This is a genomic window from Streptomyces shenzhenensis (assembly GCF_021462265.1).
Classification (GTDB): Bacteria; Actinomycetota; Actinomycetes; order Streptomycetales; family Streptomycetaceae; genus Streptomyces; species Streptomyces shenzhenensis.
Window position 1 is genome coordinate 16,216 of sequence record NZ_JAJONF010000008.1, and the last position, 26,075, is coordinate 42,290.

24 protein-coding genes are annotated in these 26,075 nt (G+C 72.8%); 4 read left to right on the forward strand and 20 right to left on the reverse strand.

Annotation, left to right across the window (positions count from 1 at the left end):
* Positions 1-18: 18 nt before the first annotated feature.
* The 8 genes from LQ326_RS13365 to rimP form a co-directional block, all read right to left on the reverse strand.
* The gene (locus tag LQ326_RS13365; RefSeq protein WP_234536006.1) at positions 19-3,762 is read right to left on the reverse strand and encodes a trypsin-like peptidase domain-containing protein; all 3,744 of its coding nucleotides are present in this window, start codon (positions 3,760-3,762) and stop codon (positions 19-21) included.
* 251 nt (positions 3,763-4,013) lie between these two features.
* Entirely contained in the window at positions 4,014-4,919 is a 906-nt protein-coding gene (gene truB, locus LQ326_RS13370) for a tRNA pseudouridine(55) synthase TruB (protein WP_181806719.1), read from the reverse strand.
* On the reverse strand, positions 4,916-5,374 hold the full coding sequence (gene rbfA, locus LQ326_RS13375; protein ID WP_234536007.1) for a 30S ribosome-binding factor RbfA: 459 nt from the start codon (positions 5,372-5,374) through the stop codon (positions 4,916-4,918). The genes truB and rbfA overlap by 4 nt, the downstream gene beginning before the upstream one ends.
* 39 nt (positions 5,375-5,413) lie before the next feature.
* Positions 5,414-5,707: a DUF503 domain-containing protein gene (locus LQ326_RS13380; protein ID WP_181806721.1), complete on the reverse strand. Its 294-nt coding sequence runs from the start codon at positions 5,705-5,707 to the stop codon at positions 5,414-5,416.
* Positions 5,708-6,051: 344 nt separating this feature from the next.
* Positions 6,052-9,186 (reverse strand): translation initiation factor IF-2, encoded by a 3,135-nt coding sequence (gene infB, locus LQ326_RS13385; protein ID WP_234536008.1) that lies wholly within the window; start codon positions 9,184-9,186, stop codon positions 6,052-6,054.
* A 154-nt stretch (positions 9,187-9,340) separates the two neighbouring features.
* Positions 9,341-9,610: a YlxR family protein gene (locus tag LQ326_RS13390; RefSeq protein WP_234536009.1), complete on the reverse strand. Its 270-nt coding sequence runs from the start codon at positions 9,608-9,610 to the stop codon at positions 9,341-9,343.
* A 146-nt stretch (positions 9,611-9,756) separates the two neighbouring features.
* On the reverse strand, positions 9,757-10,743 hold the full coding sequence (gene nusA, locus LQ326_RS13395; RefSeq protein WP_234536010.1) for a transcription termination factor NusA: 987 nt from the start codon (positions 10,741-10,743) through the stop codon (positions 9,757-9,759).
* A 2-nt stretch (positions 10,744-10,745) separates the two neighbouring features.
* Positions 10,746-11,255, reverse strand: coding sequence for a ribosome maturation factor RimP (gene rimP / locus LQ326_RS13400; protein WP_234536013.1), 510 nt, complete (start codon positions 11,253-11,255; stop codon positions 10,746-10,748).
* 455 nt (positions 11,256-11,710) lie between these two features.
* On the opposite strand from rimP, the gene LQ326_RS13405 reads away from it, so the two are divergent.
* From LQ326_RS13405 to LQ326_RS13415, 3 genes are read left to right on the forward strand one after another with little or no spacing between them, the layout of a single operon-like run.
* Positions 11,711-12,100: a hypothetical protein gene (locus LQ326_RS13405; protein ID WP_308401915.1), complete on the forward strand. Its 390-nt coding sequence runs from the start codon at positions 11,711-11,713 to the stop codon at positions 12,098-12,100.
* Positions 12,101-12,120: 20 nt separating this feature from the next.
* Complete coding sequence (locus LQ326_RS13410) at positions 12,121-12,585, forward strand: ferritin-like domain-containing protein (RefSeq protein WP_234536396.1); 465 nt, start codon at positions 12,121-12,123, stop codon at positions 12,583-12,585.
* A gap of 23 nt (positions 12,586-12,608) precedes the next feature.
* The gene (locus tag LQ326_RS13415; RefSeq protein WP_234536015.1) at positions 12,609-13,505 is read left to right on the forward strand and encodes an aminoglycoside phosphotransferase family protein; all 897 of its coding nucleotides are present in this window, start codon (positions 12,609-12,611) and stop codon (positions 13,503-13,505) included.
* 260 nt (positions 13,506-13,765) lie between these two features.
* On the opposite strand, the gene LQ326_RS13420 is transcribed toward LQ326_RS13415, so the two are convergent.
* The 11 genes from LQ326_RS13420 to LQ326_RS13465 all read right to left on the reverse strand — a co-directional run bounded on the left by LQ326_RS13420 (position 13,766) and on the right by LQ326_RS13465 (position 23,160).
* Positions 13,766-13,966, reverse strand: coding sequence for a ferredoxin (locus LQ326_RS13420; protein WP_234536017.1), 201 nt, complete (start codon positions 13,964-13,966; stop codon positions 13,766-13,768).
* 1 nt (position 13,967) lies between these two features.
* Positions 13,968-15,185, reverse strand: a complete 1,218-nt coding sequence (locus LQ326_RS13425) for an NADH-ubiquinone oxidoreductase-F iron-sulfur binding region domain-containing protein (protein ID WP_234536018.1) — start codon at positions 15,183-15,185, stop codon at positions 13,968-13,970.
* Positions 15,182-15,760: a ferric reductase-like transmembrane domain-containing protein gene (locus tag LQ326_RS13430; RefSeq protein WP_234536019.1), complete on the reverse strand. Its 579-nt coding sequence runs from the start codon at positions 15,758-15,760 to the stop codon at positions 15,182-15,184. Before LQ326_RS13430 ends, LQ326_RS13425 begins: the two co-directional genes overlap by 4 nt.
* Positions 15,757-16,728 carry an FAD:protein FMN transferase gene (locus LQ326_RS13435; protein WP_234536020.1) on the reverse strand — a complete coding sequence of 324 codons (972 nt, stop codon included), beginning with the start codon at positions 16,726-16,728 and terminating at the stop codon, positions 15,757-15,759. The genes LQ326_RS13430 and LQ326_RS13435 overlap by 4 nt, the downstream gene beginning before the upstream one ends.
* On the reverse strand, positions 16,725-17,102 hold the full coding sequence (locus tag LQ326_RS13440; protein ID WP_234536021.1) for a hypothetical protein: 378 nt from the start codon (positions 17,100-17,102) through the stop codon (positions 16,725-16,727). The genes LQ326_RS13435 and LQ326_RS13440 overlap by 4 nt, the downstream gene beginning before the upstream one ends.
* Before the next feature lie 166 nt (positions 17,103-17,268).
* A complete protein-coding gene (locus LQ326_RS13445) occupies positions 17,269-18,975 on the reverse strand; it encodes a proline--tRNA ligase (RefSeq protein ID WP_234536022.1) in 1,707 nt (568 codons plus the stop codon).
* A gap of 88 nt (positions 18,976-19,063) precedes the next feature.
* Positions 19,064-19,594, reverse strand: a complete 531-nt coding sequence (locus LQ326_RS13450) for a GNAT family N-acetyltransferase (protein ID WP_234536023.1) — start codon at positions 19,592-19,594, stop codon at positions 19,064-19,066.
* Positions 19,595-19,735: 141 nt separating this feature from the next.
* Positions 19,736-20,584: a GNAT family N-acetyltransferase gene (locus LQ326_RS13455; protein ID WP_234536024.1), complete on the reverse strand. Its 849-nt coding sequence runs from the start codon at positions 20,582-20,584 to the stop codon at positions 19,736-19,738.
* A 289-nt stretch (positions 20,585-20,873) separates the two neighbouring features.
* Positions 20,874-22,031, reverse strand: coding sequence for a flavodoxin-dependent (E)-4-hydroxy-3-methylbut-2-enyl-diphosphate synthase (gene ispG / locus LQ326_RS13460; protein WP_234536025.1), 1,158 nt, complete (start codon positions 22,029-22,031; stop codon positions 20,874-20,876).
* A gap of 230 nt (positions 22,032-22,261) precedes the next feature.
* Positions 22,262-22,390, reverse strand: coding sequence for a hypothetical protein (locus LQ326_RS47845; protein WP_268207013.1), 129 nt, complete (start codon positions 22,388-22,390; stop codon positions 22,262-22,264).
* A 227-nt stretch (positions 22,391-22,617) separates the two neighbouring features.
* On the reverse strand, positions 22,618-23,160 hold the full coding sequence (locus LQ326_RS13465; RefSeq protein ID WP_234536026.1) for a DUF2690 domain-containing protein: 543 nt from the start codon (positions 23,158-23,160) through the stop codon (positions 22,618-22,620).
* An 813-nt stretch (positions 23,161-23,973) separates the two neighbouring features.
* On the opposite strand from LQ326_RS13465, the gene LQ326_RS13470 reads away from it, so the two are divergent.
* Positions 23,974-24,540: a DUF2690 domain-containing protein gene (locus LQ326_RS13470; RefSeq protein ID WP_234536027.1), complete on the forward strand. Its 567-nt coding sequence runs from the start codon at positions 23,974-23,976 to the stop codon at positions 24,538-24,540.
* A gap of 241 nt (positions 24,541-24,781) precedes the next feature.
* On the opposite strand, the gene LQ326_RS13475 is transcribed toward LQ326_RS13470, so the two are convergent.
* Complete coding sequence (locus tag LQ326_RS13475) at positions 24,782-26,074, reverse strand: M50 family metallopeptidase (RefSeq protein ID WP_234536398.1); 1,293 nt, start codon at positions 26,072-26,074, stop codon at positions 24,782-24,784.
* Position 26,075: the final 1 nt, after the last annotated feature.

Consider the following 26,075-nt stretch of genomic DNA (forward strand, 5'->3'; position numbering starts at 1 on the left):
GGGCGCACGTGTCCGCGATCACGCGGGGACCCGCACACCCGCCAGGTTCCCGAGCATCCGGCGGGTGCTCGGGCCGACCACCGCGGCCCATTCCTGCGGGGTGTCGGTGAGCCAGCGGGCCATCAGGGCCGCGAAGCCCGGCACGTGCCGGCCGAGGTCGACCAGCCCCCGGTCGAACCGGGCCGCGCCGTCCGGGGTGCGGACGAGCAGCAGTCCGGTGCGCCTGACCAGCTCGCGCATGCCGTCGCCGTCGTCCTCGCGCTGTGCGGCGGCCGCGTGCAGCAGCGTCTCGAGGACGTCCGGGTCGCGTTCGCGGTGCAGCAGGAACTCCAGGAGTTCCTGGCGCAGCGGTCGCGAGGCCGGGGTGCCGGCCGCACCGAGAACGGTCGCGAGGGCCGCCCGGACCGACTCGGGGCCGTTGTCGAGCAGCTCGGTGACCAGCGGCAGGAGGACGGTGCGGGCCTCGGTGCCCTGGTCGAGGCGGCGCTCGACGAAGGCAGCCACCGGCCCGGCGAGCTCCGGCCGCAGCCCGGCGGCCTCCAGGACCAGCTCGGTGATCGGCTGGGCGAGGGCGGGTGCGGTGACGTGGGCGAGGGTGCGCAGCACCTGTGCGGCGTCCGGTCCGCGCAGCCGGGCGCGGAAGGCCTCCAGGACCTCGTCGGGGTGGGTGGCCAGGGCCGGGAGCAGGGCGGCGGGCGTGAGCTGCGGGTCGCCGGCCCCGAAGTGCCCCAGTGCCTGCGGGAGATGACGGGCGCGGGTTCCCGGGTCGCGGACCAGCAGGGCGAGGGCGCCGCCGTGCAGGGCGCGGTCGGCGGGACGGGCGAGCAGGGCGAGCGCGGCGTGGCGGAGCAGTTCGCGGTCGGGGTCGCTGCGGACGTGCGGGGCGGTGCGCAGCCCGTGGGCCACGGCCGCCACCCGGCGGGCCGGCCGCTCGTCGTGCGCCCAGCGGTCCACGGCCCGGCAGACCGCCGACGGCTCGTCCTCGGCGAGTACGGCGAGCAACTCGTCGCCGCGCCGGTGTGCCGCGTCCACCAGCACTTCGGTCAGGTCGTCCGGGGCCCGGTGCCGGTGGGTGTGCAGCAGCGCCTGGGCGGCCGTCGCCACGGTGGCGTGCGGCATCGCGGGCAACGGCCGCTCGTCGTCGAACCACCGGGTGAGGTACGGCTGTACGGTGACGGGGTCGACGGCCAGCAGCCTGGCCACGGCGTCCAGATGGCGCGGGGCGGCACTCTCGGGCCCCTCCGTCACCGGCCGGGCCGGTGGCCGTGCCGGCGGTCGTGTCGGCCGGGCTCCGAAGCGGCCGAGGCCCGCCGTGTCGGGCAGCGGCTCGTCGGCGAGCACCAGTCTGCGCAGCAGATCGAAGAGGTCGGCGGCCGGGAGGGCGAGCGCCGTCCAGAAGCCGGGCCCGAACTCGGCGGGCGCGGTGTGCTCTTGGCCCACCACCTGGTCGGCGAGCAGGCGCAGCACCCCGGTGTACGGGGCCGCGTCGGGCAGCCCCAGCAGGGTCTGGGCGAGCAGACGCGCCGCCCACCAGGAGGCGGGGTCCAGGTCGAGGGCGTGCACCAACTCGTCCAGCCGTGGCGCGAGTCGGCTCGGCCCGTACTCGCGGTCGAGCAGCAGCAGGGCCTGGACGACCGGGCCGACCCTGTGCTGCGGTACGGGCGGGAGGCAGGTGCCCACGGGGGTGCGGGGGCGGTGGACCAGCGCGTGCAGGGCGTCGTCCAGGTCCAGGTGCATGCCCTGGATCCAGTCGGCGAACTCCTCGTGGGCGAAGCGGTAGCCGCCGCCGGCGGGCACCAGCAGGCCCTCGGTGAGCACGGCGGAGGCCCAGCCGGAGCCGCCGCCGAGGTGGGCGGGGACGGGCCCCCAGGGGAACAGCGCTTCGAACGACTCCCGGTCCAGCTCGCCCTGGCCGGGGCCGAGGCAGCGCCGGGCGGCTTCGTGCACCTGTCCGGAGACCCGGGCGGCGAGGCGCCGTACGGCCGTACCGCGCAGGCCGTTCTCGGCGGCCAGCCGGACCGCGACGCGCAGGCACATCAGGTCCAGGTAGGCGGCGAAGACGTCGTGCCGGTCGATCGGGTCGTCGCAGGCCGGGGCGTCCGGGAGCGCGGCGCGGACCTCGGAGAGCAGACGCAGGGCGAGGGGGTGGCGGGCGTCGCGGTCGATGAGGACGCCGTCGGGGACGCCGTAGCGGGAGCGGGCGCTACGGGCCTCGTCGGGGGTGAGGTCGGTCAGCCGGATGCACGGGGGGCCGCCGGCCGTGACCGGTCCGCACGCGGGTCCGGAGCCCGGGACGTGCAGGAGTCCGGGCGGGAATTCGGCGCCGGCGCGCTCCCAGTACTCCTCGCGGCAGGCCACGAGCAGGCGGGCGCCGGTGTCGCGCAGCCAGTCCGCGGTGCCCTTGGTCCAGCCGGCTAGCCGGTGGGCGAGGGCCAGGGGCATCTCCTCGGGGCCGTCCAGCAGGAGGAGGAGCGGGCGGCCGGCCCGGACGGCGCGGCGGGCCAGCCGTTCCACGGTCAACTCGCCCAGGTCTCCGGGGAGTTGCGAGCGGGAGGCGGCGACGATCCGGAGCGCGCGTTCCAGGGAGCGGCGGGCGGCGTCGGCGATGGAGTCGTCGGCGTCCTTGAGGTCGGCGCCGCGCAGCCAGAGGGTGGGGTCCGCGACGCGATTGCGGCGGGCGGCCAGGGCGGCGAGTTCGGTGGTGCGGCCCGTTCCGGGGGCGCCGACGAGGGCCAGGACGGTGCCGGTGCCTTCGGCGAAGGCCGACAGCTGCTCTGGGACGGTCGAGCGTTCGACCGGTTGGACGGGGTTGGTGTAGTCGCCTCCGAGTGCCCGGAAAGGTGGTGGAGCGGCTGCGGGTGCGCTGTGGCTGGTCGCGCAGTTCCCCGCGCCCCTTTGGGGCGCTCCAGCACGGGGCGCTCCAAGGCGGGGCGCCCCGGTGCTGAACGTTCCAGTGCGGGGCGCTGACATGCCGGAGGTCGTACGGCCTGCGTATCCGGCCAGGGCGCCCGGGGGGCCGTCCTGGGCCACGGAGGTGGCCGTCAGTTCCAGTACGCCTGCCAGGTTGAGGTCGATGCCGTAGGCCGGGACCGTGGCCGCGTTGGTGGCCAGGAGGTCGGCCAGCGGGCCGCTGTCGGGGTGGTGGAGGGGGACGGCGAAGCCCGCGTCCCGCCGGCCGGACCGGAGGGCGGTGCCGAGGACCGCCAGGACCGCCCCGGTCTCCGCGTCGAGGACCGGCCCGCCGGCCGCGCCACCGCCGGGGCGCAGCGCGTCCCGGCCCGCCGTGCCGATCGCCAGCTCCAGGGCGTCGTCGAGGAAATGGCGGCGGTCGGCGGCGGTGTACGTCACCCCGGTCGCGGCCAGGACCCTGGCCTCGCGCCAGCGGTCGGCGGCGACGCGTACGTAGGTGCCGGCCGGAATGCGCTCCCGGACGGTGACGGGGAGCGGGTCCACGGCGAGGCCCTCGGTGCGGACCAGGGCCAGGTCGAAGGCGGGCAGCGGGACGACGGCGTCCGGGCCGACCACGCAGGTGCGCCGCCCGGCCGCGTGCAGCACGATCCGGGTGAGGCCGTCGACGGCCTCGTGGCTGGTGACGAGCGTCCCGTGATGATCGGCCAGGAAGCCGGTGCCGCGCGGGCGACCGGCGAGGTCGCGGACCTGGACCAGCCGCTCGTCGAGGCCTGGCGCCGTCTCCTTCTCCGCTTCCCGCGTACCGTCCGCCGTCCGGCGACCGCTCGCGGTCCGCGGACCCCGTCCCGCCATGAATCGAACCTCCCCGCCCGTACACCGGTGCCCTTGTCTCCGGCTGTCTTCGACCGTAGGCGCAAATGATCAGCGGGACAGAGCGGGCGGTGAACGCGCCCCCCTCCGCTCCCCCGGTTCACTCCGAGCGCCTGCTCGGTCGGGTGAATGGCCGGGAGCGGGTGGATACACCCTAGGGGTGGGGGAACCGAGGGGGGACCGTGGAGCGGCGGCGGCGTCAGACCCCGTGGTCGCCGCTCCACGGGCAGGGCTCAGGTGAAGACGGCGAGGCTCTTCGCCTTGCCCTTCTGCTCCTCGACGAGCGCCAGGAAGCGGCCCTCGGGGTCGAACACGGCGACGGGGCCGGTGCCCGCGTACTCGTCGGGCATCTCCAGGCGCACGCCGTTGGTGAGCAGGCGGGCCCGCCTGGCGTCCACGTCCCAGCGCCGGAAGGCGGCCCCGGCCGCCTCGGCGATCGGCATGACGGTGAGCTCCTGCTGGAGCTGGTCCAGGGTGCGCGCGGAGTCCAGCTTGTACGGCCCGACGCGGGTGCGGCGCAGCGCGGTGAGGTGGCCGCCGACGCCCAGGTCGGCGCCGAGGTCGCGGGCGAGTGCGCGGATGTAGGTGCCGGAGGAGCAGACGACGGAGACGACCAGGTCGAGGACGGGGGTGCCGTCCTCGGCGACGGCGTCCCGGACGTCGTACACGGCGAACGACGAGACGGTCACCGGGCGGGCCGGGATGTCGAAGTCCTCGCCGTCCCGGGCACGCTTGTACGAGCGCACACCGTCGATCTTGATGGCGCTCACCTTGGACGGGACCTGCATGATGGCGCCGGTCAGCTTGGCGACGCCGGCGTCGACGGCCTCGCGGGTGACCTGGGAGGCGTCGGCGGACGAGGTGATCTCGCCCTCGGCGTCGTCCGTGACCGTGTTCTGGCCGAGGCGGATCGTCCCCAGGTACTCCTTCTCGGTGAGGGCGAGGTGCCCGAGGAGCTTGGTCGCCCGCTCGATGCCGAGGACGAGGACGCCCGTGGCCATGGGGTCGAGGGTGCCGGCGTGCCCGACGCGCCGGGTGCGGGCGATGCCCCGCATCTTGGCGACGACGTCGTGCGAGGTGAAACCCGACGGCTTGTCGACGATGACAAGGCCGTCGGGCGGGGTGGGCTTGCTGGTCATTCGGCGGCGTCGTCCGTCTCGTCGGCGTCTTCCTCGCCCGGCTTCCGGTACGGGTCGGCCTCACCGGCGTAGGCGGCGCCCGCGGAGGCCTCGCGGACCTTCGCGTCGGACTGGCGCGCCCGGTCGAGGAGGTCCTCGATGTTCCGGGCGGTGTCCGGGAGGGCGTCCGCCACGAAGGCGAGGGTCGGCGTGAACTTCACGCCTGCGGCGCGGCCGACCTCGGACCGGAGAATGCCCTTGGCGCTCTCCAGACCGGCGGCGGCGGCCTTCCGCTCCTCCTCGTCGCCGTACACCGTGTAGAAGACGGTCGCCTCCCGAAGGTCACCCGTGACCCGGGTGTCCGTGATGGTGACGTGCGAGCCGAGCCGCGGGTCCTTGATCCCGCGCTGCAGCTTCTGGGCCACCACCTCTCGGATGAGGTCCGCCAGCCTTTTCGCCCGCGCGTTGTCGGCCACTGGTCCGTCTCCCGTTCTTTCTTCTTGTCGTTCTCAGGTCTAGTCGTCTTCGCCGTGAAAGCGCCGTCGGACCGACAGCAGCTCCACCTCGGGGCGGCCGGCGACCAGCCGTTCGCACCGGTCGAGCACGTCACTCAGGTGCACGGCGTCGCCGGAGACCAGGGCAAGGCCGATGCCGGCCCTGCGGTGAAGGTCCAGATGGTCCACCTCGGCCGCGCTCACGGCGTACTTCCGCTGGAGTTCGGCGACGATCGGGCGGACGACGGAGCGTTTCTCCTTGAGCGAGTGGATGTCGCCGAGGAGGAGGTCGAAGGACAGGGTCCCCACGTACATGTATGTATCCGGTTAACCCGCCGGTACGGGATCGATGGCCCTGCCAAGACCGTACCCCGTCCCTGCCTGGGGCTCGACCGACTTTCGCCGGCCGCCACAGGGCTCCGGCCTCGCCCACCCGCCACCCGGCTCGGCCGGCCAAGAAGGCACCGCCTCGGTCCGCCGAGCGGACTTCGCCCGAGGGGGCACCGTTCCAGCTCGCCGAGTCGGGTGGTGGCTGGGCGAGGCCGGGGTCCGGGGCGGAGCCCCGTGGCGGCGCCTCTCAGCCGACCGGTCCGGCCGGACGGCGAAAAGTGCCGGCCGACGGCACCGGAGTCCCGTCGGCCAGCTGGCAACCGTAGGCCTTACACCCGCGGCTTCTCCCGCATCTCGTACGTCGCGATGACGTCGTCGACCTTGATGTCGTTGAAGTTTCCGAGGTTGATACCACCCTCGAAGCCTTCGCGGATCTCGGTGACGTCGTCCTTGAAGCGGCGCAGACCGGAGATGGTGAGGTTCTCCGCGACCACCTTGCCGTCGCGGATGAGGCGCGCCTTGGTGTTGCGCTTGACCTCGCCCGACCGGACCAGGACACCGGCGATGTTGCCCAGCTTGGACGACTTGAAGACCTCGCGGATCTCCGCCGTACCGAGCTCGACCTCCTCGTACTCCGGCTTCAGCATGCCCTTCAGGGCCGCCTCGATCTCCTCGATCGCCTGGTAGATGACCGAGTAGTACCGGACGTCCACACCCTCGCGCTCGGCCATCTGCGCCGCGCGGCCGGCCGCGCGGACGTTGAAGCCGATCACGATGGCGTCGGAGCCCATCGCCAGGTCGATGTCGGACTCCGTGACCGCACCGACGCCCCGGTGCAGGACGCGGATGTCGACCTCTTCGCCGACGTCCAGCTGGAGCAGCGAGGACTCGAGGGCCTCGACGGAACCAGAGGCGTCACCCTTGATGATCAGGTTCAGCTGCTGGACCTCGCCGGCCTTGAGCACCTTGTCCAGGTCCTCCAGCGACACGCGGCGCGTGCGCTTGGCGAACGCGGCGTTGCGCTCGCGGGCGGCGCGCTTCTCGGCGATCTGACGGGCCGTACGGTCCTCGTCCACCACCAGGAAGTTGTCGCCCGCACCCGGGACGTTGGTCAGGCCCAGGACCTGGACCGGCGTCGACGGGCCGGCCTCGGCGACGTTGTTGCCGTTGTCGTCGAGCATGGCGCGCACGCGACCGTAGGCGTCGCCCACGACCATCGTGTCGCCGACCCGCAGCGTGCCTCGCTGGACGAGGACCGTCGCCACGGCACCGCGGCCGCGGTCGAGGCGGGACTCGATCGAGATGCCCTGCGCGTCCTGGGCCGGGTTGGCCCGCAGGTCGAGCGAGGCGTCGGCCGTGAGGATCACGGCCTCCAGCAGCGAGTCAATGTGCAGACCCTGCTTGGCGGAGATGTCGACGAACATGGTGTCGCCGCCGTACTCCTCGGCCACGAGGCCGTACTCGGTCAGCTGACCGCGCACCTTGGTCGGGTCGGCACCCTCGACGTCGATCTTGTTGACCGCGACGACGATCGGGACGTCGGCCGCCTTGGCGTGGTTGAGCGCCTCGACCGTCTGCGGCATGACGCCGTCGTTGGCCGCGACGACCAGGATCGCGATGTCGGTCGACTTCGCACCACGGGCACGCATGGCGGTGAACGCCTCGTGACCCGGGGTGTCGATGAAGGTGATCTTGCGCTCTTCGTCGTTGACCTCGGTCGAGACCTGGTAGGCACCGATGTGCTGGGTGATGCCGCCGGCCTCGCCCGCGATGACGTTCGTCTTGCGGATGGCGTCGAGCAGTCGGGTCTTTCCGTGGTCGACGTGACCCATGACGGTCACGACCGGCGGACGGACCACCAGGTCGTCCTCGCCGCCCTCGTCCTCGCCGAACTCGATGTCGAAGGACTCCAGCAGCTCGCGGTCCTCCTCCTCGGGGCTGACGATCTGAACCGTGTAGTTCATCTCGCCGGCGAGGAGGTGCAGGGTCTCGTCCGAGACCGACTGCGTGGCCGTGACCATCTCGCCGAGGTTCATCATGACCGCGACGAGGGACGCCGGGTTGGCGTTGATCTTCTCCGCGAAGTCGGTGAGCGACGCGCCACGGGAGAGACGGATGCTCTCGCCGTTGCCGCGCGGCAGCATCACGCCGCCGACGCTCGGGGCCTGCATGGCCTCGTACTCCTGGCGACGCTGCCGCTTCGACTTGCGACCGCGACGCGCGGGACCGCCGGGACGGCCGAAGGCGCCCTGCGTGCCACCACGGCCGCCGGGACCACCCGGACGTCCACCGAAGCCGGGACGACCGCCGCCACCGCCGGGACCGCCGCCGAAGCCGCCGCCACCGCCGCCGGGGCCACCGCCGCCGGGACGGCCGGCGAAGCCGCCGCCACCGCCCGGACGGGCGCCACCGCCGCCGCCACCGGGACGACCGGCGAAGCCGCCGCCACCGGGACGACCGGCGCCGCCGCCGGGACGACCCGCACCGCCGGGACCGCGACCGCCGCCACCGGGGCCGGGACGCGGGCCGGCAGCGGGACGCTGCGGCATCATGCCGGGGTTCGGACGCGGACCCGCGGAGCCGCCGCCGGGACGCGGACCGCCCTGCGGGCGGGGCATGCCGGACGGGCTCGGACGGGCACCGCCGGACGCCTGCGGACGCGGGCCGCCGCCCTGGGCGCCGGGCGCCTGCGGACGGGGACCGGCGCCGGGGGCACCGGGGCCACCCGGGCGCGGACCACCCTGCGGGCGCGGGGCCTGCGGGCGGGCCATGCCGGTGGAGCCACCGGACGTGAAGGGGTTGTTACCGGGACGCGGGCCGGCCGGACGGGCACCGCCGGGACGCGGGGCCTGACCACCGGGACGCGGCGCGCCCTGACCCGGACGGGCATCGCGCTGACCGGGGGCCGGACGGCCACCGGGGCGCGGGGCACCCTGGCTCGGACGCGGGGCGTTGCCGGGACGCTGACCCTGCGCGGCGGCCGGGCTCGGCGCCGCGGCGGCCGGAGGCGCCGGCGGAGCCGTGAACTCGGGCGCGGCCGGAGCCGGACGCGGCGCGGGCTTGGGACCCGGGACGGGACGCGGGCCGGAGGCGGCCGGCGCGGGGGTGACCGGCGCCGGTGCCGGAGCCGAGGGCGCCTGCGGAGCCGCGGGAGCCGCCGGGGCCTGCGCCTGCGGCTGCGGGGCCGCCGGACGCGGGGCGCCCGGCTTCGGGGCACCCGGACGGGCCGCCTGCGCCGGAGAGGGCGCGCCGGGCCTGGGGGCAGCCTTGCGCGGGGCGGGCTTGCCGGCGGACCTGCCGTTGCCACCGCCCTGGAAGGCGTCTGTCAGCTTGCGTACTACGGGCGCCTCGATCGTCGAGGACGCCGAACGGACGAATTCACCGAGTTCCTGGAGCTTGGCCATGACGGCCTTGCTCTCAACCCCGAACTCCTTGGCGAGTTCGTATACCCGGACCTTAGCCACTTCGCTCCTTTTAGGTCCGGGTGCGTCCGGACCGTTGCTACTTCATGGGCGTACTCATCGCGTGCTCATCGAGTGCTCATCGCAATCTCGACCTACTTCCAACTCGCGGGGTACCAGAGCCGCACGGACGTTCCGAACGACGCTTCTTACGGTGTTACTGCTCGACGTACCGGCGCAACGCCTTTACGTCCAGCGGGCCCGGGGCGCGCAGCGCCCGCGGGAGTGCCCGGCGGCGTACCGCCTGGTCGAGACAGACCTGGACAGGGTGTACATACGCACCCCGGCCGGGCAGCGTACCGCGTGGATCGGGGACGCATTCGTCCTCGACCGCCACGATCCGCAGCAGTTCGGTCTTGGCCGCTCGCTGCCTGCATCCCACACAGGTGCGCTCAGGGCATGCACGGGCTCGCGTCCGGCCAGACACAGTTAAGTCTACCTCCCCGTACCGACCTCACCCCTTCGGGGTAAAGATCGAACGGCTGTTGTCGTAATCCAAGCGGCCTGCGGCTTGGAACTATTCCCTCCGTCCGAGTGAATCCCGGACGAGGGGAGGGTCACTCACCCGGTGATCTACTCGGACGCCTGTTCGGTGTCCGGGCGGATGTCGATGCGCCAGCCGGTGAGGCGGGCGGCCAGCCGGGCGTTCTGTCCCTCTTTGCCGATCGCCAGCGACAGCTGGTAGTCCGGCACGGTCACCCGCGCGGACCGGGCCGCCAGGTCCACGACCTCCACCTTGGAGACGCGGGCCGGGGACAGCGCGTTCGCCACCATTTCGGCCGGGTCGTCCGACCAGTCGACGATGTCGATCTTCTCACCGTTCAGCTCGCCCATCACGTTGCGGACCCGGCCGCCCATCGGGCCGATACAGGCGCCCTTGGCGTTCAGACCCGAACGGGTGGAACGGACCGCGATCTTCGTACGGTGACCGGCCTCGCGGGCGATGGCGGCGATCTCGACGGATCCGTCGGCGATCTCCGGCACCTCCAGCGCGAAGAGCTTCTTGACCAGGTTCGGGTGGGTGCGGGAGAGCGTGACGGAGGGGCCGCGGACGCCCTTCGCCACCCGTACGACGTACGACCGCAGCCGCATCCCGTGCGGGTAGGTCTCACCGGGGACCTGCTCCTGCACCGGCAGGATGGCCTCCAGCTTGCCGATGTCGACGAGCACGTTCTTCGGGTCGCGGCCCTGCTGGACCACTCCGGTGACGATGTCGCCCTCGCGGCCGGCGTACTCCCCGAGCGTGGCGTCGTCCTCGGCGTCGCGCAGCCGCTGCAGGATCACCTGCTTGGCGGTGGTGGCGGCGATCCGCCCGAAATCCGAGGGGGTGTCGTCGAACTCACGCGCCTCCTGCCCCTCCTCCAGGTCCTCGGGGTCCTCCTTCGCCCACACGGTCACGTGCCCGGTGTTCCGGTCGAGCACCACGCGCGCGTGGCGGCGGCTTCCCTCGGTGCGGTGGTAGGCGATGAGGAGGGCCGACTCGATCGCCTCGACCAGCAGGTCGAAGGAGATCTCCTTCTCCCGAACCAAGCCCCGCAGGGCGCTCATGTCGATGTCCACGGCTACGCCTCCTCCTCTTCCGTCATGTCCTTCTTGTCCTTGCGGTTGAACTCGACCTGCACACGCGCCTTGTCGATCTCGGCGAACCCGAGCCTGCGGCCGGTGGCCTTGCGGCCCTTGACGCCGGGCACCTCCAGGTCGAGGCCCGTGTCGTCGACGTCCAGGATTCTGGCGACCAGTTCCCCGCCCTCGGCCAGCTGGAACCGCACCAGGCGGTCCACGGCGCGCAGGTAGTGCCGGTGCTCGGTGAGCCTGCGCTCCGCGCCGGGGGTGCCGACCTCCAGGGTGTACTCCCCCTCGCCCATCGCGTCCGTCTCGTCGAGCTTCGCCGAGAGCTCACGGCTCACATCGGCGATCTGGTCCAGATCCGCCCCGGTGTCGGAGTCGACGACGACGCGCAGCACGCGCTTGCGTCCGACGGAGTCCACGGCGATCTCTTCGAGATCCAGTCCCTGGGAGACGACGAGCGGTTCCAGTAGCTCTCGCAGCCTCTCGCTCTGGGTGGTGCTCATCCGGGTGACTCCTCGGCCGCGTGTGCTGTTGTGGGATGGGTCGCGTGTCTGGTCAAAGGGTATCGGGTCGCGGGGGGTGTTGCGTGCGGGTGCCTCCGGCGGGGGGCCGGTCGCCTACGGGGGTGGGAGCGGTGGCGTCCGGGCGGGTGCGGGTGGTTTGTGGCTGGTCGCGCCCACGCGGCGGAGCCGCAGATCGGCACAGCCCCGCGCCCCTTGAGGTGGGTGTCGCCAAGGGCGTCGAGGCGGTGACGTCGGTTGGGGGGATGCGCGGGTAACGTGATCACGGTCGGGTGCGTGCCCGCCCGTGTGTTCGTACGAGCCCCCTGAGGACGTCTGCCGTGTCGTTCCCCTCGCTGTTGCGCAGAAGGAGTCTGATCGTCTCGGTGGCCTCGGCTGCCGTGCTGGTGGGCTGCTCCACTGGTTCGGACTCTGCCGGGAGCGGTGGGAGTACATCGGTGTCCGCGCGGGCACGCGCGCGTGCGGCACGCGACAGCCGGGGGCTGTTGGGGCAGTACGACGCCGTCCTCACCGCCCATCCTGCGCTCGCGGAGCGGTTGCGGCCGCTGCGGGCGGAGGTCGCGGCGCACGCGGTGGCGTTCGAGGAGGGCGCGGCCTCGCCCACGGCGACCGCGTCGCCGTCGGCCACGGCGTCCGCGTCGCCCTCGCCGGCCGTGCCCGCCGACGAGCGGTCCGCGCTCGCCGCGCTGGCCACCGCCGAGCGGAGCCTTGCCGACCAGCGGGCCACGGCGCTGCTGGACGCGCCGGGCGAGCTGGCGCGGCTGCTGGCCGCGGTTGCGGCGGCCGGGGCCGGGCACGCGTACCTGCTGACGAAGGGGGACCAGTGAGCGACGAGGCGAAGGCGGGAATGCTCCGGGCGCTCCAGGCGGCGCTGGCGGCCGAACACGCGGCGGTCTACGGCTACGGCGTCGTCGGCGGCCGGATCGGCGGGCAGCGGCGGGCGGAGGCGCGCCAGGCGTACGACGCGCACCGGGCTCGCCGGGACGCGCTGGTCCGCGAGGTACGGGACCTGGGCGGTGCGCCCGTCGCCGCGAGCGCGGCGTACGCGCTGCCGTTCGCCGTCACGGATTCGGCGACGGCCGTACGGCTCGCCGCCGAGTTGGAGGAACGGGTGGCCGACGTGTACTCCGACCTGGTCCGGGCATCCTCCGGCGAGCGGCGCGGCTCGGCGGCCGGGGCGCTGCGGGAGGCCGCGGTGCGGGCGGTGCGCTGGAGCGGGGAGAGCGTAGCCTTCCCTGGGCTCGCCGAGCGGGCGGGCTCCGGGGCGGCGGCCGGTGGGTCGGCCTCGCCCTCGGCTTCGGCGACTCCCTAGAGCTGGAAAGGAACGACTCGCGTATGGCTTTCGAACCGCCGCGGCGCCTGGTGAGGGCGCTCGGTGAGACGGCGCCGGACGGTGACGAGTGGCTGGAGAAGCTGCCGGAGGCGGTGGAACAGGCCGTCACGCTACGCGAGTTGGCCGTGGAACGGGTACAGGTGCCGGGCGGGCGCAGCAGTGTGGTGCTGCTGGTGCGGCGGGCGGACGGCACGCCTGCCGTGCTGAAGCTGGCGCCGCGGCGGGCCCGGCCGGAGAGCGAGGCGGCGGCGCTGGCGCACTGGGGCGGGCTCGGTGCGGTGCGGCTGCTGGAGGCCGACGGGGCCGCGGGGGTGCTGCTGCTGGAGCGGCTGCATCCGGAGGTGTCGGTGCGGTCGCTGCCCGAGTCGAAGGCGCTGCTGGAGGCGGCGGGGACGCTGCGGCGGCTCTGGGTGGAGCCGCCGTCGGGGCACGCGTTCGAGACCGTGGCCGAGCGCACCGGGCGGCAGGCCGCGGCGATGGCCATGTCGGCCGGTGACGCCCAGGTGGCGCCGTTGGTGGCGGCGGCGGTCGCGGCCCGTGGGGAGTTGCTGGCCGCGCCGCCCGAGCGGCGGCTGCTGCACGGCACGTTCCGGCAGAGCAAGGTGCTGGCCGGGGAGCGGATGCCGTGGCTGGCGGTGGGGCCGGATCCGGTGGTCGGGGAGTGCGCGTTCGACCTGGCACGGTTGGTGCGGGACCGGGTGGAGGATCTGATCGCCTCGTCGTCCGGGGCGTCGATCACCCGGCGGCGGATCAGGCGGCTCGCGGAGTCGCTGGAGGTGGATCAGGAGCGCTTGCGGGGGTGGACGTTGTTCCGGGCGGTGGAGTCGGGGGTCCGTGCGCTCAGGGTGGGGCGGCCGAGGGATGCGGAGCTGTTGCTTGAATTCGCCGGGTGGGTTTGACGTTTTCGGGTGCGGGCCCGGTGGGGCTGATCGCGCAGTTCCCCGCGCCCCTTTCGGGGCGCTTCACTGGTCGCGGCCATGCGGCGGAGCCGCAGATTTGACACAGGCCCGCATCCCTTTCGGGGCGCTTCACTGATCGCGCCCGCGGGGCGGAGCCGCAGATTTGACACAGCCCCGTGCCCCTTTCGGGGCGCTTCACTGATCGCGCCCGCGGGGCGGAGCCGCAGATTTGACACAGGCCCGCGTCCCTTTCGGGGCGTTCAGCCCTCCCTCAGTCTCAAGGCCAGGGCGGGACAGTCAGCGGTCGCTCTGCGGGCTCGTTTGCTCGTGCGTGGTGGGATCGGGCGGTCATTCACCAGCGGGTAGCCCCATTCGTCGAGGGTGATGTGCTCGGGGAGGAGCTCCGCGCACAGGCCGTGGCCCTGGCAGGAGGTCCAGTCGACGGTGATGTGCTGGTCCATGTCAGATCCGTTCGGCAGGGACGGGCAGCAGAGGTGAGTGGTCGGTCGCGGTGCAGTGGCCGTGGGCGTGGGCGTCCAGTTCGGTCGCGAAGGTGGTGAGGGCGCTGCGGACCAGGCGGACCGTGCCGTCCGGGTGGTGGCAGGCACCGCGGCCCTCAACCAGGCCAGCCCAGCGGGAGAGGTCCGTGCGGGCGGTGCCCTGGGGGCCGGGGGCGGCCAGGGTCTGGAAGGCGGCGGCCATGCGTGGCAGGCCGTTGAGGCAGGGGCCGCACTGGCCGGCCGACTCCAGGGCCAGGTACCGCAGGAGGCGGGCGGTTTCGGCCGGGCCGCAGCGGCTGGTGGGGAGAGCGGCCAGGACGCCCGCGCCCGAGTAGGCGGCCGAGAGCGGGACCTGGGCGGCCTCGGCGGCCGGGATCCAGGTGCCGTGGTAGCCGCCGACCAGGACCGCGGACGCCCCCTCCAGCGGGAGAAGCCGGCCGACGGGCATGCCGAACGGGGCTTCCACGACCCGGACTTCACGGCCCGGCAGGTGCAGGGTGCACAGGGTGCTGCCGGGCTCGGCGGGGGTGCCGGCCGAGCGGAACCAGTCGGCGCCGTAGCGGGCGATCAGCGCCAGATGGGCCAGCGTCTCGACGTTCTGGACCAGGGTGGGGGCGCGGCGCACCCCGCGTTCACGGACCGGCGGGTCCGGGTGGGTGGGGCGGGCGGGGCCGCCGGAGAGGTACTGGACGAGGGCCGAGGCCTGCCCGGCGAGGAAGCGGGCGGGCAGGCGGACGACCCGCACGCGCACCGGGTCGTGGCGCTGGGCCGCCGCCGTCTCCAGGTAGGAGCCGCCGTCCTCGACGGCGAGGTACGCCTCCGCCGCGCCGACCGCCTCGGCCGCCGCCTGCAGCCCGTCCAGGACCAGATGGGGCGAGAGCCGGAGCAGGGTCTTGTCCTTGTGGCTGGCCGGCTCGCTCTCCGCGCCGTTCGCGACGACGATCGGCGCGCGCCCGGTGCGGCGGGCCGCGTCGGTGACCGCGGTGAACTTCCGGTACGCCGGGAAGCCCGCCCCGCCGCGTCCGGTGAGCCCGGATGCGGCCAGGGCGCGCAGGAGAGCGGATGGATTGCCGTACGCGAGCGGGCCGTAGCGCTGTTCGTGTGTGGCGAGGTCGGCCGGGGTGCCGCCGGGGGCCAGCAGGCGCGGAGGCATGTGGACGTCGGTGAAGAGCGTGGTCATCGGTGGGCGCCTTCGGTGTGCAGGAGTGCGGCGGGGGTCTGGCGGGCGGCGCGGACGGCCTGGGCGGCGCGCAGGGCGAAGGCGGTGAGCACCGTCGCCACGCAGGTGACGGTGAGCCAGGTCATCCAGTCGGTGCCGGCGTCCGTGCCGATGCCGATGCCGTGGACCAGGGCGACGGGCCAGGCGCCGTACGCCAGCCAGTGCACGGTCCGCCAGGCGCGGTGGCCGAGGCGGTCCCGCAGCAGGCTGGTGACCAGGACCGCGAGCATCAGGTCGAGGGCGACCGTGCCGAGGCCGAGCCAGAACGGCTGGTAGTCGGAGACGAAGGGGACCAGGGCGTCCAGCGCCGTGATGTTCACGTAGCCGTCGGCGACGGCCACGGCGACGTGCAGGGCCAGGAAGGCGGTGGCGGAGAGGGAGAGCGTGCGGTGCAGGCTCATGGTGCCGAAGCGCGGCAGGCCGGGCAGGCGGGTGCGCAGGCGGACGGCGATGCCCAGGAGGACGACCACCGTGAAGAGGACCAGGCAGACGGCGCCGGTGGCGCGGTTGGCGTACCAGAGGGTCTCGGAGGTCACGCCGCCGCCTTGAGCGCCGCGCGGTGGCCGGGCCAGCCCGGCGTGGTGACGACGGTGCCGTGGTGCGCCACCAGGCGGGCCGGCAGGCCGAGGCGGGTCAGCCAGCGTTCGGCGCCCGCGCCCTTGACCAGGGCCGCGGTGGTGGCCGCGTTGGCGTCGGCGCAGCTGGCCGCGGCCACCGAGACGGTGCGCCACGGGGAGCGGACCGGCAGTCCGGTGCGCGGGTCGACGATGTGGTGGAGGTCGTGGCCGCCGCGCTGCCAGCGGCGGGCGCTGGTGCCGGAGGTCGCGAGGCCGCCGGAGCGCAGGCCGAGGGCGTCGTACGGCCCCTGAACGGGTGTCTCGTCCACCGGTCCGGTGACGTCCTGGACCCGGATCTGCCAGCCGTCCGCCGGGGGTTCACCGGCGACCGCGGTGTCGCCGCCGAGGCTCACCAGCACCCCGCAGCCGGCCGTGTCGGCCAGTGTTCGCGCGGCCCGGTCGGCGGCCCAGGCCTTGGCCGTGGCACCCAGGTCCAGGCGGACGCCCTCGGGGACGACGACCGTGCCGGTGGCCGGGTCCAGGGTGACCTTGCGCCAGCCCGGGGCGCGGCGCACCCGCAGGGAGACCGGGCGGTCGTCCTCGCTCACGAGGGTGAAGTCGCGGTCGTAGCCGATCGCGGCCATCGCCGAGCCGACGGTCGGGTCCACCGCTCCGTCCGTGGCCTCGGCCGCGCGCAGGGCGACGGCGAGGGCCTCCGCGAGCAGCGGGCTGACCCGGACCGGGCGGCCGTGGGTGGTGTCGAGGGCGGCCAGTTCGGAGTCGGCGCGGAACCGGCTGCAGGCCGCGTCCACCTCGGCGAGCTGCCGGGCGAGGAGCAGGTTGCAGGAGTCCAGCAGGGCCGGGTCGGTGACGACCAGGCGGACGGTGGTTCCGAGGGCACGCCAGTCGGCGGCGGCCGTCGGCCGCGGGTCGGCGGCGGGGGTCATGACGCCCCCGAGGCGGCGTCGGCGGATCCGCTTCCGGAGGTGAGCCCGCCGGACGAGGACTGGAGGTCCGAGCTGGACGAACCTGACGAGCTCGACGAGTCCGTCGACTTGGAGGACGTCGAACTGCCCGTGTCCGACGCGGAGCCGGAGCTGTTGCCGGAGCCGCTGGAGCTCGACGTCGTACCGCTGCCGCTGCTCGCCGCCGTCTCGGCGTCCGACTGCAACGTGCCGACCAGGGCGAACACCCCGGCCGCCGCGGCGAGCGTGACCGCCGCCGCCAGCGCCGCCGTGCGCCGCGTCCCCCGGCGGACCGCCGCGGCCGCGCCCCGCTCCCGGCGGTCCCCCGGCTCCCTGCCTTGCACTCTCTCGGTCATGACCGATCCCCTCCTGCGTGACTCTGTGTCACGCACTACGTTCGGGTACCGGCCTGAGAGAAGTCTGTGAGGACCCCATACGAAGCGGAAGAACTGTCTGAGACGTTCCTGAAATGCCGCGGCGGCCACCGGTGGGTCACCGGTGGCCGCCGCGGCGGGAGGCGGGTCAGTTCGCGGCCAGGCGGGCGATCGCCTCGTCCACCGTGAGCTCCTCGCGCTCGCCCGTCTTGCGGTCCTTGAGCTCCAGGACGCCCTCGGCGGAGCGGCGGCCCGCGACCAGGATCTGCGGTACGCCGATGAGCTCGGCGTCCGTGAACTTCACGCCCGGGGTGACCCCGGCCCGGTCGTCGACCAGGACGCGCAGCCCGGCCTCCCGCAGCTTCTCCGAGACGTCCAGGGCGAGTTCGATCTGCAGGGCCTTGCCGGCCGCGACGACGTGCACATCGGCCGGGGCGACCTCACGCGACCAGACCAGGCCGTGCTCGTCGGCGGTCTGCTCGGCGAGGGCGGCGACGGCACGGGAGACGCCGATGCCGTAGGAGCCCATCGTCACGCGGACCGGCTTGCCGTTCTGGCCGAGGACGTCCAGCTTGAGGGCGTTGGTGTACTTCTGGCCCAGCTGGAAGATGTGGCCGATCTCGATGGCGCGGTCCAGCTTCAGGCCGGTGCCGCACTTCGGGCAGGGGTCGCCGTCCTGCACGACGACGACGTCGACGAACTCGTCCACCTCGAAGTCGCGGCCGGACACCACGTTTTTGGCGTGCGTGCCCGCCTTGTTGGCGCCGGTGATCCAGGCGGTGCCGGGCGCCACGCGCGGGTCGGCGACGTACTTCACCTTCTCGCCGAGACCCTGCGGGCCGACGTAGCCGCGGACCAGGTCGGGACGGCCCGCGAAGTCCGCCTCGGTGACCAGCTCGACACCGGCCGGGGCGAAGTGCTCCTCGACCTTGCCCATGTCGACCTCGCGGTCACCCGGCACGCCGATGGCCACGATCTCGCCGTCGACCTTCACCAGCAGGTTCTTCAGCGTGTCGGAGGCCTGGACGCCGAGATACGCGGCGAGGGTCTCGATGGTCGGCGTGTCCGGGGTCGGGATCTCCTCGAGGGCGGGCACGCCGGACGCGTCCACCGGCTTCAGCTCGTACGCGACCGCCTCGGTGTTGGCCGCGAAGTCGCAGTTCGGGCAGTCGGCGAAGGTGTCCTCGCCGGCCTCGGCCGGGGCCAGGAACTCCTCCGACTTCGAGCCGCCCATGGCGCCGGCGGTGGCGGCGACGATGCGGTAGTCGAGACCGAGGCGCTCGAAGATCCGCTGGTAGGCCGCGCGGTGCAGGGCGTACGACTTCGCCAGCCCCTCCTCGTCCAGGTCGAAGGAGTAGGAGTCCTTCATCAGGAACTCACGGCCGCGCAGGATGCCGGCGCGCGGACGGGCCTCGTCCCGGTACTTGTTCTGGATCTGGTAGAGGATGACCGGCAGGTCCTTGTAGGAGGACGCCTGGTCCTTCACCAGCAGGGTGAAGATCTCCTCGTGGGTCGGGCCGAGCAGGTAGTCGCCGCCCTTGCGGTCCTGGAGACGGAACAGCTCGGCGCCGTACTCCTCCCAGCGGCCGGTCGCCTCGTACGGCTCCCGGGGCAGGAGGGCCGGGAGCAGCACCTCCTGGGCGCCGACCGCGTCCATCTCCTCGCGGACGACCCGCTCGATGTTGGACAGCACCTTCAGGCCCAGCGGCAGCCAGGACCAGATCCCGGCCGCCGTACGGCGGACGTACCCGGCGCGGACGAGGAGCTTGTGGCTGAGGACCTCGGCGTCCGCCGGGTCGTCACGCAGCGTCTTCGCCATCAACTGGGACATGCGTTGGACCGGTGCGTTCGCCATGGTTCTCGTACTCCTGCCGGAAAAGGTTGATGGCTAGGAGGTTAGCCGGGCTCGCTGTGCCGGTGGAAATCCGTTACCGGCGACGGGGTCACTTGCGGCGCAGCGGCAGGGGCGCGCCCATCACGGCGTACGGCTTGGGGGCGCTGGGGAAATACACCTTGCGGGCCAGGTCGACGTAGCCGAGGGAGTGGTAGAGGCCGCGGGCCGGGCTGTCGGTGTCGATCGCGGAGAGGATCGAGCGGGGCTCGGTGGCGGTGTCGGTGATGAGTGTGATCAGCCGGCGGCCGATGCCGCGGTTCTGGTGGTGGGGGTGCACGTGCAGTTCGGTGATGACGAAGGAGTCGTCGAGCCAGTCGGCGTTGCCCTGCGCACGGAGATAGGGCTCCACGACGGTGGACCACCAGTGGGTGCGGCTGTTCGGCATGCCGTAGACGAACCCCACGAGCCGGCCGTCGGCCGTGGCACCGAGGGCCCTCGCCCCGGGGTACTGCATGTGGCGCAGGACGATCTGGCGGCGGACCGCCACCTCGTCGGGGCCCAGGCCGAAGGCGATCGCTTGGACTGCCAGGGCCTCGTCCACGTGGGTGGGGAGGTCCAGGGGGCCGATCACGAGGTCCATGGGGGGAGGGTACAGGGGGCGGAGCGTGGCCGTCCGGGTGCGGGTGGGTCGTGGCCGGTTGCGCTCACGCGGCCGCGTGTCGGTACGGCCCCGCGTGTCCCTCGGGGCGCGTCTCCCCCGGCGCCGGTCAGAGGAGCACCGTCAGAACAGGACGCTCATGAACGCTCCGACCTCCTGGAAGCCCACCCTCAGATACGTCCTGCGTGCCGCCGTGTTGAAGTCGTTGACGTAGAGGCTGACGACCGGGGCCACGTCGGCCAGGGCGTAGCGCAGCACCGCCGCCATTCCGGGGGCCGCCAGGCCCATGCCCCGGTACTCGGGGGCGACCCACACGCCCTGGATCTGGCAGGCCTCGGCCGTCGCCGCGCCGATCTCCGCCTTGAAGACGACCTTGCCGTTGTCGTCGAGCCGGGCGAACGAGCGGCCGGAGCCGACGAGTTCGGCGACCCTCGCCTGGTAGAGGAGGCCGCCGTCGCCGGCCAGCGGGGAGACGCCCACCTCCTCCGTGAACATCGCCACGCACGCCGGCATGATCGCCTCCATCTCGTCCTTGCGGATGCGGCGGACGTAGGGATCCGGAACGATGTCGGCGGGCATCCGGTCGGTGACCATCAGGGGCTGGTTGCGGCGCACCTCGCGGGCGGGGCCCCAGTGCGGCTCCAGGAGGCGCCAGAGCTGGGCGGTGGCCTCGGCGGGGCCGACGATCGAGGAGCAGCGGCGTCCGGCCCGGCGGGCCCGGTCGGCGAAGGCGCGGATCGCGCGCGGGGTGGCGCAGATCGGGACCAGGTTGGCGCCGGCGTAGCAGAGGGACGTGAGCATGCCGTCCTCGTACCAGCCCCACATCTCGCCGCCGAGGCGCCAGGGGTCGAGGCCGGCCACCTGGACACGTGAGGTCACGAAGGCGTTCGTGACCGGCTCGCGGCCGAGTACGGCGAGCGCGGCGTCCAGGTCGCTCGGTTCGAGCACCCGTGAGGTGGTCTGCGTCAACACGTGCGGGGCCTCACGCTGATGGGTTCTGCTGATCTCCGCACTGTACCTGCGGAAGCCTGGCCGCGCCGCCCCGTGTGCCGTGATGTGACCGTGAGCTGGGGTTCCGTCCTGGGGGCTGCCGCCCCCAGACCCCCGCTTCGGCCTCCGGCCTCGTCCTCAAACGCCGGACGGGCTGTCAATCAGCCGCTCCGGCGTTTGAGGAGCGGGGTTCAGGGGCTGCGCGTCTTGAGGACGGGACGGGACGGGCAGGGGCGGCGGGAGCGAGGAAATCCCGCCGCCCTCGGACGTCTCAGCCCGCCACCGACACCGACGGCTCTCCCGACTCCGTGCCCGCCGCCTCCATCTGCTCGGCCAGCTTCATGGCCTCTTCGATGAGGGTCTCGACGATCTTGGACTCGGGGACCGTCTTGATGACCTCGCCCTTGACGAAGATCTGGCCCTTGCCGTTGCCGGAGGCGACGCCGAGGTCGGCCTCGCGCGCCTCGCCGGGGCCGTTCACCACGCAGCCCATGACGGCGACGCGCAGCGGCACCTCCATGCCCGTGAGGCCGGCGGTGACCTCTTCGGCGAGCTTGTAGACGTCGACCTGGGCACGGCCGCAGGACGGGCAGGAGACGATCTCCAGGCCGCGCTGCTTGAGGTTGAGGGACTCCAGGATCTGGTTGCCGACCTTGACCTCCTCGACCGGGGGCGCGCTCAGGGACACCCGGATCGTGTCGCCGATGCCCTGGGAGAGAAGCGCGCCGAAGGCGACGGCCGACTTGATGGTGCCCTGGAAGGCCGGGCCGGCCTCCGTGACACCGAGGTGGAGGGGGTAGTCGCACTGGGCGGCCAGCTGCCGGTACGCCTCGATCATCACGACCGGGTCGTTGTGCTTGACCGAGATCTTGATGTCGCGGAAGTCGTGCTCCTCGAAGAGGGACGCCTCCCACAGGGCCGACTCGACCAGGGCCTCGGGGGTCGCCTTGCCGTACTTCTGCAGCAGCCGGCGGTCCAGGGAACCGGCGTTGACGCCGATGCGGATCGGGGTGCCGTGGTCCTTGGCGGCCGCGGCGATCTCCTTGACCTTGTCGTCGAACTGCTTGATGTTGCCGGGGTTGACGCGGACGGCGGCGCAGCCGGCCTCGATCGCGGCGAAGACGTACTTCGGCTGGAAGTGGATGTCCGCGATGACCGGGATCTGGGACTTCCTGGCGATGGTCGCCAGCGCGTCGGCGTCGTCCTGGGTGGGACAGGCGACCCGGACGATCTGGCAGCCGGAGGCCGTGAGCTCGGCGATCTGCTGGAGGGTCGCGCCGACGTCGGACGTACGGGTCGTGGTCATCGACTGGACCGAGACCGGGGCGTCCCCGCCGACCGGCACGGAGCCGACCTGGATCTGCCGGCTCTTCCGGCGCTCGGCGAGCTTGGTCGGAACGGACGGCATGCCGAGAGAAATCGCAGTCATCTGCTGTGCAACCCCAAGTCGTGGATCTAGGTCCAGGTCCGCCCGTCGGAGGCGGATTCCGGCGGGTTCCAGGCTCCGAGATTACGGCACCGGCACTGGAGCGAGCACATGCCCCATCCGGAGACCCACTCATTGGAAGCGACTCGGAACACGGTGTTCCGAGTCGCTTCGAACGCGGTGCGGCCAGGGGATTTTCACAGGGTTAACCGTGCCCTGACCGCCCTCGGCGGTCAGCCGCGCGGCCGGGCCGAGTCCCGAGCGGACGGCGAGGTGAAGTCGCCGGCGTCGAAGTCGTGGATCACGTCCCGGACCTGGTCCGGTCTGGTGAACGTGGTCTTGGCGAGCTTCACGTCCGGCATGACGCACAACGCGCCGCCCGGATCGTCAGCCGGACGGCGCGTCACACAGGGCGAACGTTGCCTGGTACGGCACTGGCTTGCCGCGGCGCCCGGTACCCGCCGCGCGGCGGGGGAACCGGGAGATGGAGGAGCCGAGGCCGCTCACCGGCGAGCCGCCCCGCAGCGGAGTGATCAAGCCGCACCGGGAGACTGGCGGCGGATCTGACGCGAGCGGGGCGGCCGGAGTCCTACTGGTTGGCCTGGATCTGCCTGAGGAAGGTGTGCGACCGGTCCCAGACGCTCAGCAGCGCCCAGGTGTAGTAGTGGCCGTCGACCATGTCCGTCCACGCCGGCCATCCGGTTGCGCCGTAGTACTCGGTCCCGTTGCACTCCTCCCAGCTGCTGCCGGTGTCGCTCGGACCGGGGAAGCAGGATTTCTGCAGCGCCGAGGCGTTCGACTGGTTGCTGGTCATGGCGAGGACCGAGAGGTCGACGCCCCAGCCGGCCTGCTGCGCTGCCGTGTTCTCGACGGCTTCCGCCCAGTTGCTGTTGCAGGTGCCGGAGTACCGGTTGTACAGCGTGACGGTCGCGGCGCCGCTGGTGTACGTGGCGGTGGTCGTGGACGTCACGGGGCAGCCGTAGGTGCGCGGGTCGTGGCCCACACAACTGCTGCCGTTGCAGCTCGCAGCGGCGGCCGAGGCCTGGCTTGCGCCGGTGAACAGGCCGAAGCCGGTGGTCAGGAGTACGAGACTGGCCGCTGTGAGGGTAGCGGCGTGGCGGTTGCGGGCCATGGCATGTCTCCGTGTCCGAGGATGAGGTCGGTTGGCTGGTGGAGCGGGTGCTGCAGCGCCTGCGGGCTTGCCGCGACGTGCGAAGGCGCTCGCTTGCTCGGGCCGCGCCGGATCACTTGAGCGACGAGCGGCCGCACACCGGCCGCTCGTCGCACCCCGTCACCGCGGCCGAGCCGCGCCGCGGAATGCCCCGCTCGCTGCGGGTGCCCTGCCAGGTGTAGAGGTGGGATTGTCCAGCGGGAAGTGCCGTGGACAATGGCTCTCGCGGGTTTGTCCACGACGGGGTCGGGGTGCCGCTTGCACCCCCGGTTTCGATGCGGACCGAGAGACTGAAGCGCGTTCCGCGTTGGCGAAAGATCCTTCGTAGCAGGGGGGTTGAGCATGGGCCGAGGGATGCGCCCCTTATCGCCCGAGAGCGGGCCGGTGGAGAGATTCGCGTGCGAATTGCGCGCATTACGATCCCTCGCAGGTGATCTGCCTTTCTGGAAGATGGCACGCCGCTGCGCTGTGGCCAAAAGCGCGCTGGCAGCGGCTGCGGCCGGCCGCAAGCTGCCTTCCGAAGCGGTGACCAGAGAGTTCGTGCGGGCATGCGGCGGGGACTGGATCTACTGGCAAGAGCGATGGGCACTGGCGAAAGCAGAGACCGAACGGAGCACCGATACACCGGGCAGGGAACTGGTCCATCGTCAGCCAGGCCTGGTGGTTGCCCCGAGCAGCCGGCTTCCGATGCGCTTCGCCGAACTCAACTCGACGCGGAGCGGTGGGGATTCCACGCTCGGCGCGCAAGCTCCGCCGCGGGGGCGACCCCGGCGGGTGGCCGCCATCGCACTGGTGCTCGCGGCGGTCGCCGTCGGCATGGGCCTGTCATGGACCATCTCGTTCCTCCACCACACTGGTGCGTCTCCGCAGACGGCCCTGGCGCCGGCCGACGGCACCGATCCGCAGCTGGCCGGATGTGGAAAGGACGCGGAGGACCTGGCCGTCGCCCCCGTGCGGCTCCGAGGCCCTCTCACCCTGCGCGGCCACAGGCTCGCCAAGGGAACGCGGGTCGGGAGGGTGACCTTGCGCTACTCGTTTCACTGCGCAGGAGCCTGGGCCCGCTTCGACCCCGACCCCGTGATCGACACGGATCTCAAAGACAGCACCGGTGGCTCCACCACCGTGTGGGCCCAGCGCCCGGCCGACGCCACCCAGGAGACCTGGAGCATGGGACACGTCGACGAGTCGTACTCCGGGCTCCTGCTGACCGGTCTCGGCTGCGCCATCGCCGGTGCGCGCTTCGACGCGACCAACGAGAACATGGTCGCCGAAGGGCAGACCCCCTGTCTGCCCGTCCTCTCGGCCGACCGCCGGACGTCCACGCCCGCAGCGGGGCGATGAGCCGGGTGCCTGCGCCCCTCGTCGGGCCACGTGCGTACGTAGTACTTGACCGCGCCGACCGGGGACAGTCGTCGGGGGAGGTGGTCCCGTCGGCAGCCGGGGCGCCGAGGTCACCCGTGAACAGCGGAAACATACCGAGTGCGCGCACACGCCCAACAGAAAACCGCGCCTTTCACCCGCGTGAGCTGCACGAGTGAAAGGCGCGGTACCGCAGCAAGCCCGATGAGAAATGATCGGCTGGTCAGCCGATGCGCACGGGATTGACTACGTCGGCGATGAGGACGAGGACCGTGAAGCAGACGAACACCCCGGCCACCACGTAGGCCACCGGCATCAGCTTCGCCACGTCGAACGGGCCGGGGTCCGGGCGGCGCAGCACCTTCGCCAGGTTCCGGCGCAGCGACTCCCACAGGGCGCCCGCGATGTGCCCGCCGTCCAGCGGCAGCAGCGGGAGCATGTTGAAGAGGAACAGGGAGAGGTTGAAGCCGGCCACCAGCATCAGCGCCATGGCCAGCTGCTGGGTGGGCGGGATGTCCAGGGTGAAGATCTCGCCGCCGACCCGCGCCGCGCCGACCACGCCCATCGGGGAGTCCGGCTGGCGGGGGGCTCCGTCGAAGGCCGCGTTCCACAGGGCCGGGATCTTGCCGGGAAGACCGGCGATGGAGTCGACGGCCTCGCCGAGGCGGTCGCCCATCCAGGTCACCGAGTCGCCGAAGTCCTGGCGGACGATGCCGGTGGCGGCGCTGAAGCCGAGGAAGCCGGCGGTGACGTACTGGCCCTGGACGATCTGGCCGCTGGAGTCCTTCTTGGCGACCTGGTTGGTGGCGATCTTCGCGTGCAGGGTGACGTCCTGCCCCTTGCGGTCGACGACGATCGCGACCTGCTTGCCGGGGGTGGACCGGATCAGGTCGGAGAGCTGGTTCCAGCTGGTGGTCCGCACCCCGTCGAAGGAGAGGATCTTGTCGCCGGCCTTGAGGCCCGCGGCGGCGGCCGGGGCGGCGGCGTCGGTCTTCTTGCAGGTGTCGCGGTTCTCGCTCTGCGCGATCACGCACTGGGAGACCGAGCTGACCGTGGTGGTCTGCTGGCTGATGCCGAAGCCCATCAGGACCGTGAGGAACAGCGCCACGGCCAGGACCAGGTTCATGAACGGGCCCGCGAACATCACGATCACGCGCTTCCAGGGGGCGCGCGTGTAGAAGAGGCGGGTCTCGTCGCCGGGCTGGAGCTCCTCGAAGGCCGCCGAGCGGGCGTCCTCGATCATGCTGCGCCAGGGCGAGGTGGAGCGGGCGCTGATCCGGCCGTCGGCACCCGGCGGGAACATGCCGATCATGCGGATGTAGCCGCCCAGCGGGACGGCCTTGATGCCGTACTCCGTGTCGCCCTTGTGCCGCGACCAGATGGTCGGGCCGAAGCCGACCATGTACTGCGGGACCCGGATGCCGAAGAGCTTGGCGGTGGACAGATGCCCCAGTTCGTGCCAGGCGATCGAGACCAGCAGGCCGACCACGAAGACGACTATGCCGAGGATCATCATC

Bases quoted from the DNA above. Each gene is read 5' to 3' on its own strand.
- LQ326_RS47845 (WP_268207013.1), bottom strand. From the start codon at position 22,390: ATGCCGGACGTGAAGCTCGCCAAGACCACGTTCACCAGACCGGACCAG.
- LQ326_RS13475 (WP_234536398.1), bottom strand. From the start codon at position 26,074: ATGATGATCCTCGGCATAGTCGTCTTCGTGGTCGGCCTGCTGGTCTCG.
- LQ326_RS13380 (WP_181806721.1), bottom strand. From the start codon at position 5,707: ATGTACGTGGGGACCCTGTCCTTCGACCTCCTCCTCGGCGACATCCAC.
- LQ326_RS13445 (WP_234536022.1), bottom strand. From the start codon at position 18,975: ATGGCGAACGCACCGGTCCAACGCATGTCCCAGTTGATGGCGAAGACG.
- ispG (WP_234536025.1), bottom strand. From the start codon at position 22,031: ATGACTGCGATTTCTCTCGGCATGCCGTCCGTTCCGACCAAGCTCGCC.
- LQ326_RS13415 (WP_234536015.1), top strand. From the start codon at position 12,609: ATGGCTTTCGAACCGCCGCGGCGCCTGGTGAGGGCGCTCGGTGAGACG.
- truB (WP_181806719.1), bottom strand. From the start codon at position 4,919: ATGACCAGCAAGCCCACCCCGCCCGACGGCCTTGTCATCGTCGACAAG.
- LQ326_RS13435 (WP_234536020.1), bottom strand. From the start codon at position 16,728: ATGACCCCCGCCGCCGACCCGCGGCCGACGGCCGCCGCCGACTGGCGT.
- rimP (WP_234536013.1), bottom strand. From the start codon at position 11,255: ATGAGCACCACCCAGAGCGAGAGGCTGCGAGAGCTACTGGAACCGCTC.
- LQ326_RS13425 (WP_234536018.1), bottom strand. From the start codon at position 15,185: ATGACCACGCTCTTCACCGACGTCCACATGCCTCCGCGCCTGCTGGCC.
- LQ326_RS13410 (WP_234536396.1), top strand. From the start codon at position 12,121: ATGCTCCGGGCGCTCCAGGCGGCGCTGGCGGCCGAACACGCGGCGGTC.
- LQ326_RS13440 (WP_234536021.1), bottom strand. From the start codon at position 17,102: ATGACCGAGAGAGTGCAAGGCAGGGAGCCGGGGGACCGCCGGGAGCGG.
- LQ326_RS13465 (WP_234536026.1), bottom strand. From the start codon at position 23,160: ATGGCCCGCAACCGCCACGCCGCTACCCTCACAGCGGCCAGTCTCGTA.
- LQ326_RS13420 (WP_234536017.1), bottom strand. From the start codon at position 13,966: ATGGACCAGCACATCACCGTCGACTGGACCTCCTGCCAGGGCCACGGC.
- LQ326_RS13450 (WP_234536023.1), bottom strand. From the start codon at position 19,594: ATGGACCTCGTGATCGGCCCCCTGGACCTCCCCACCCACGTGGACGAG.
- LQ326_RS13365 (WP_234536006.1), bottom strand. From the start codon at position 3,762: ATGGCGGGACGGGGTCCGCGGACCGCGAGCGGTCGCCGGACGGCGGAC.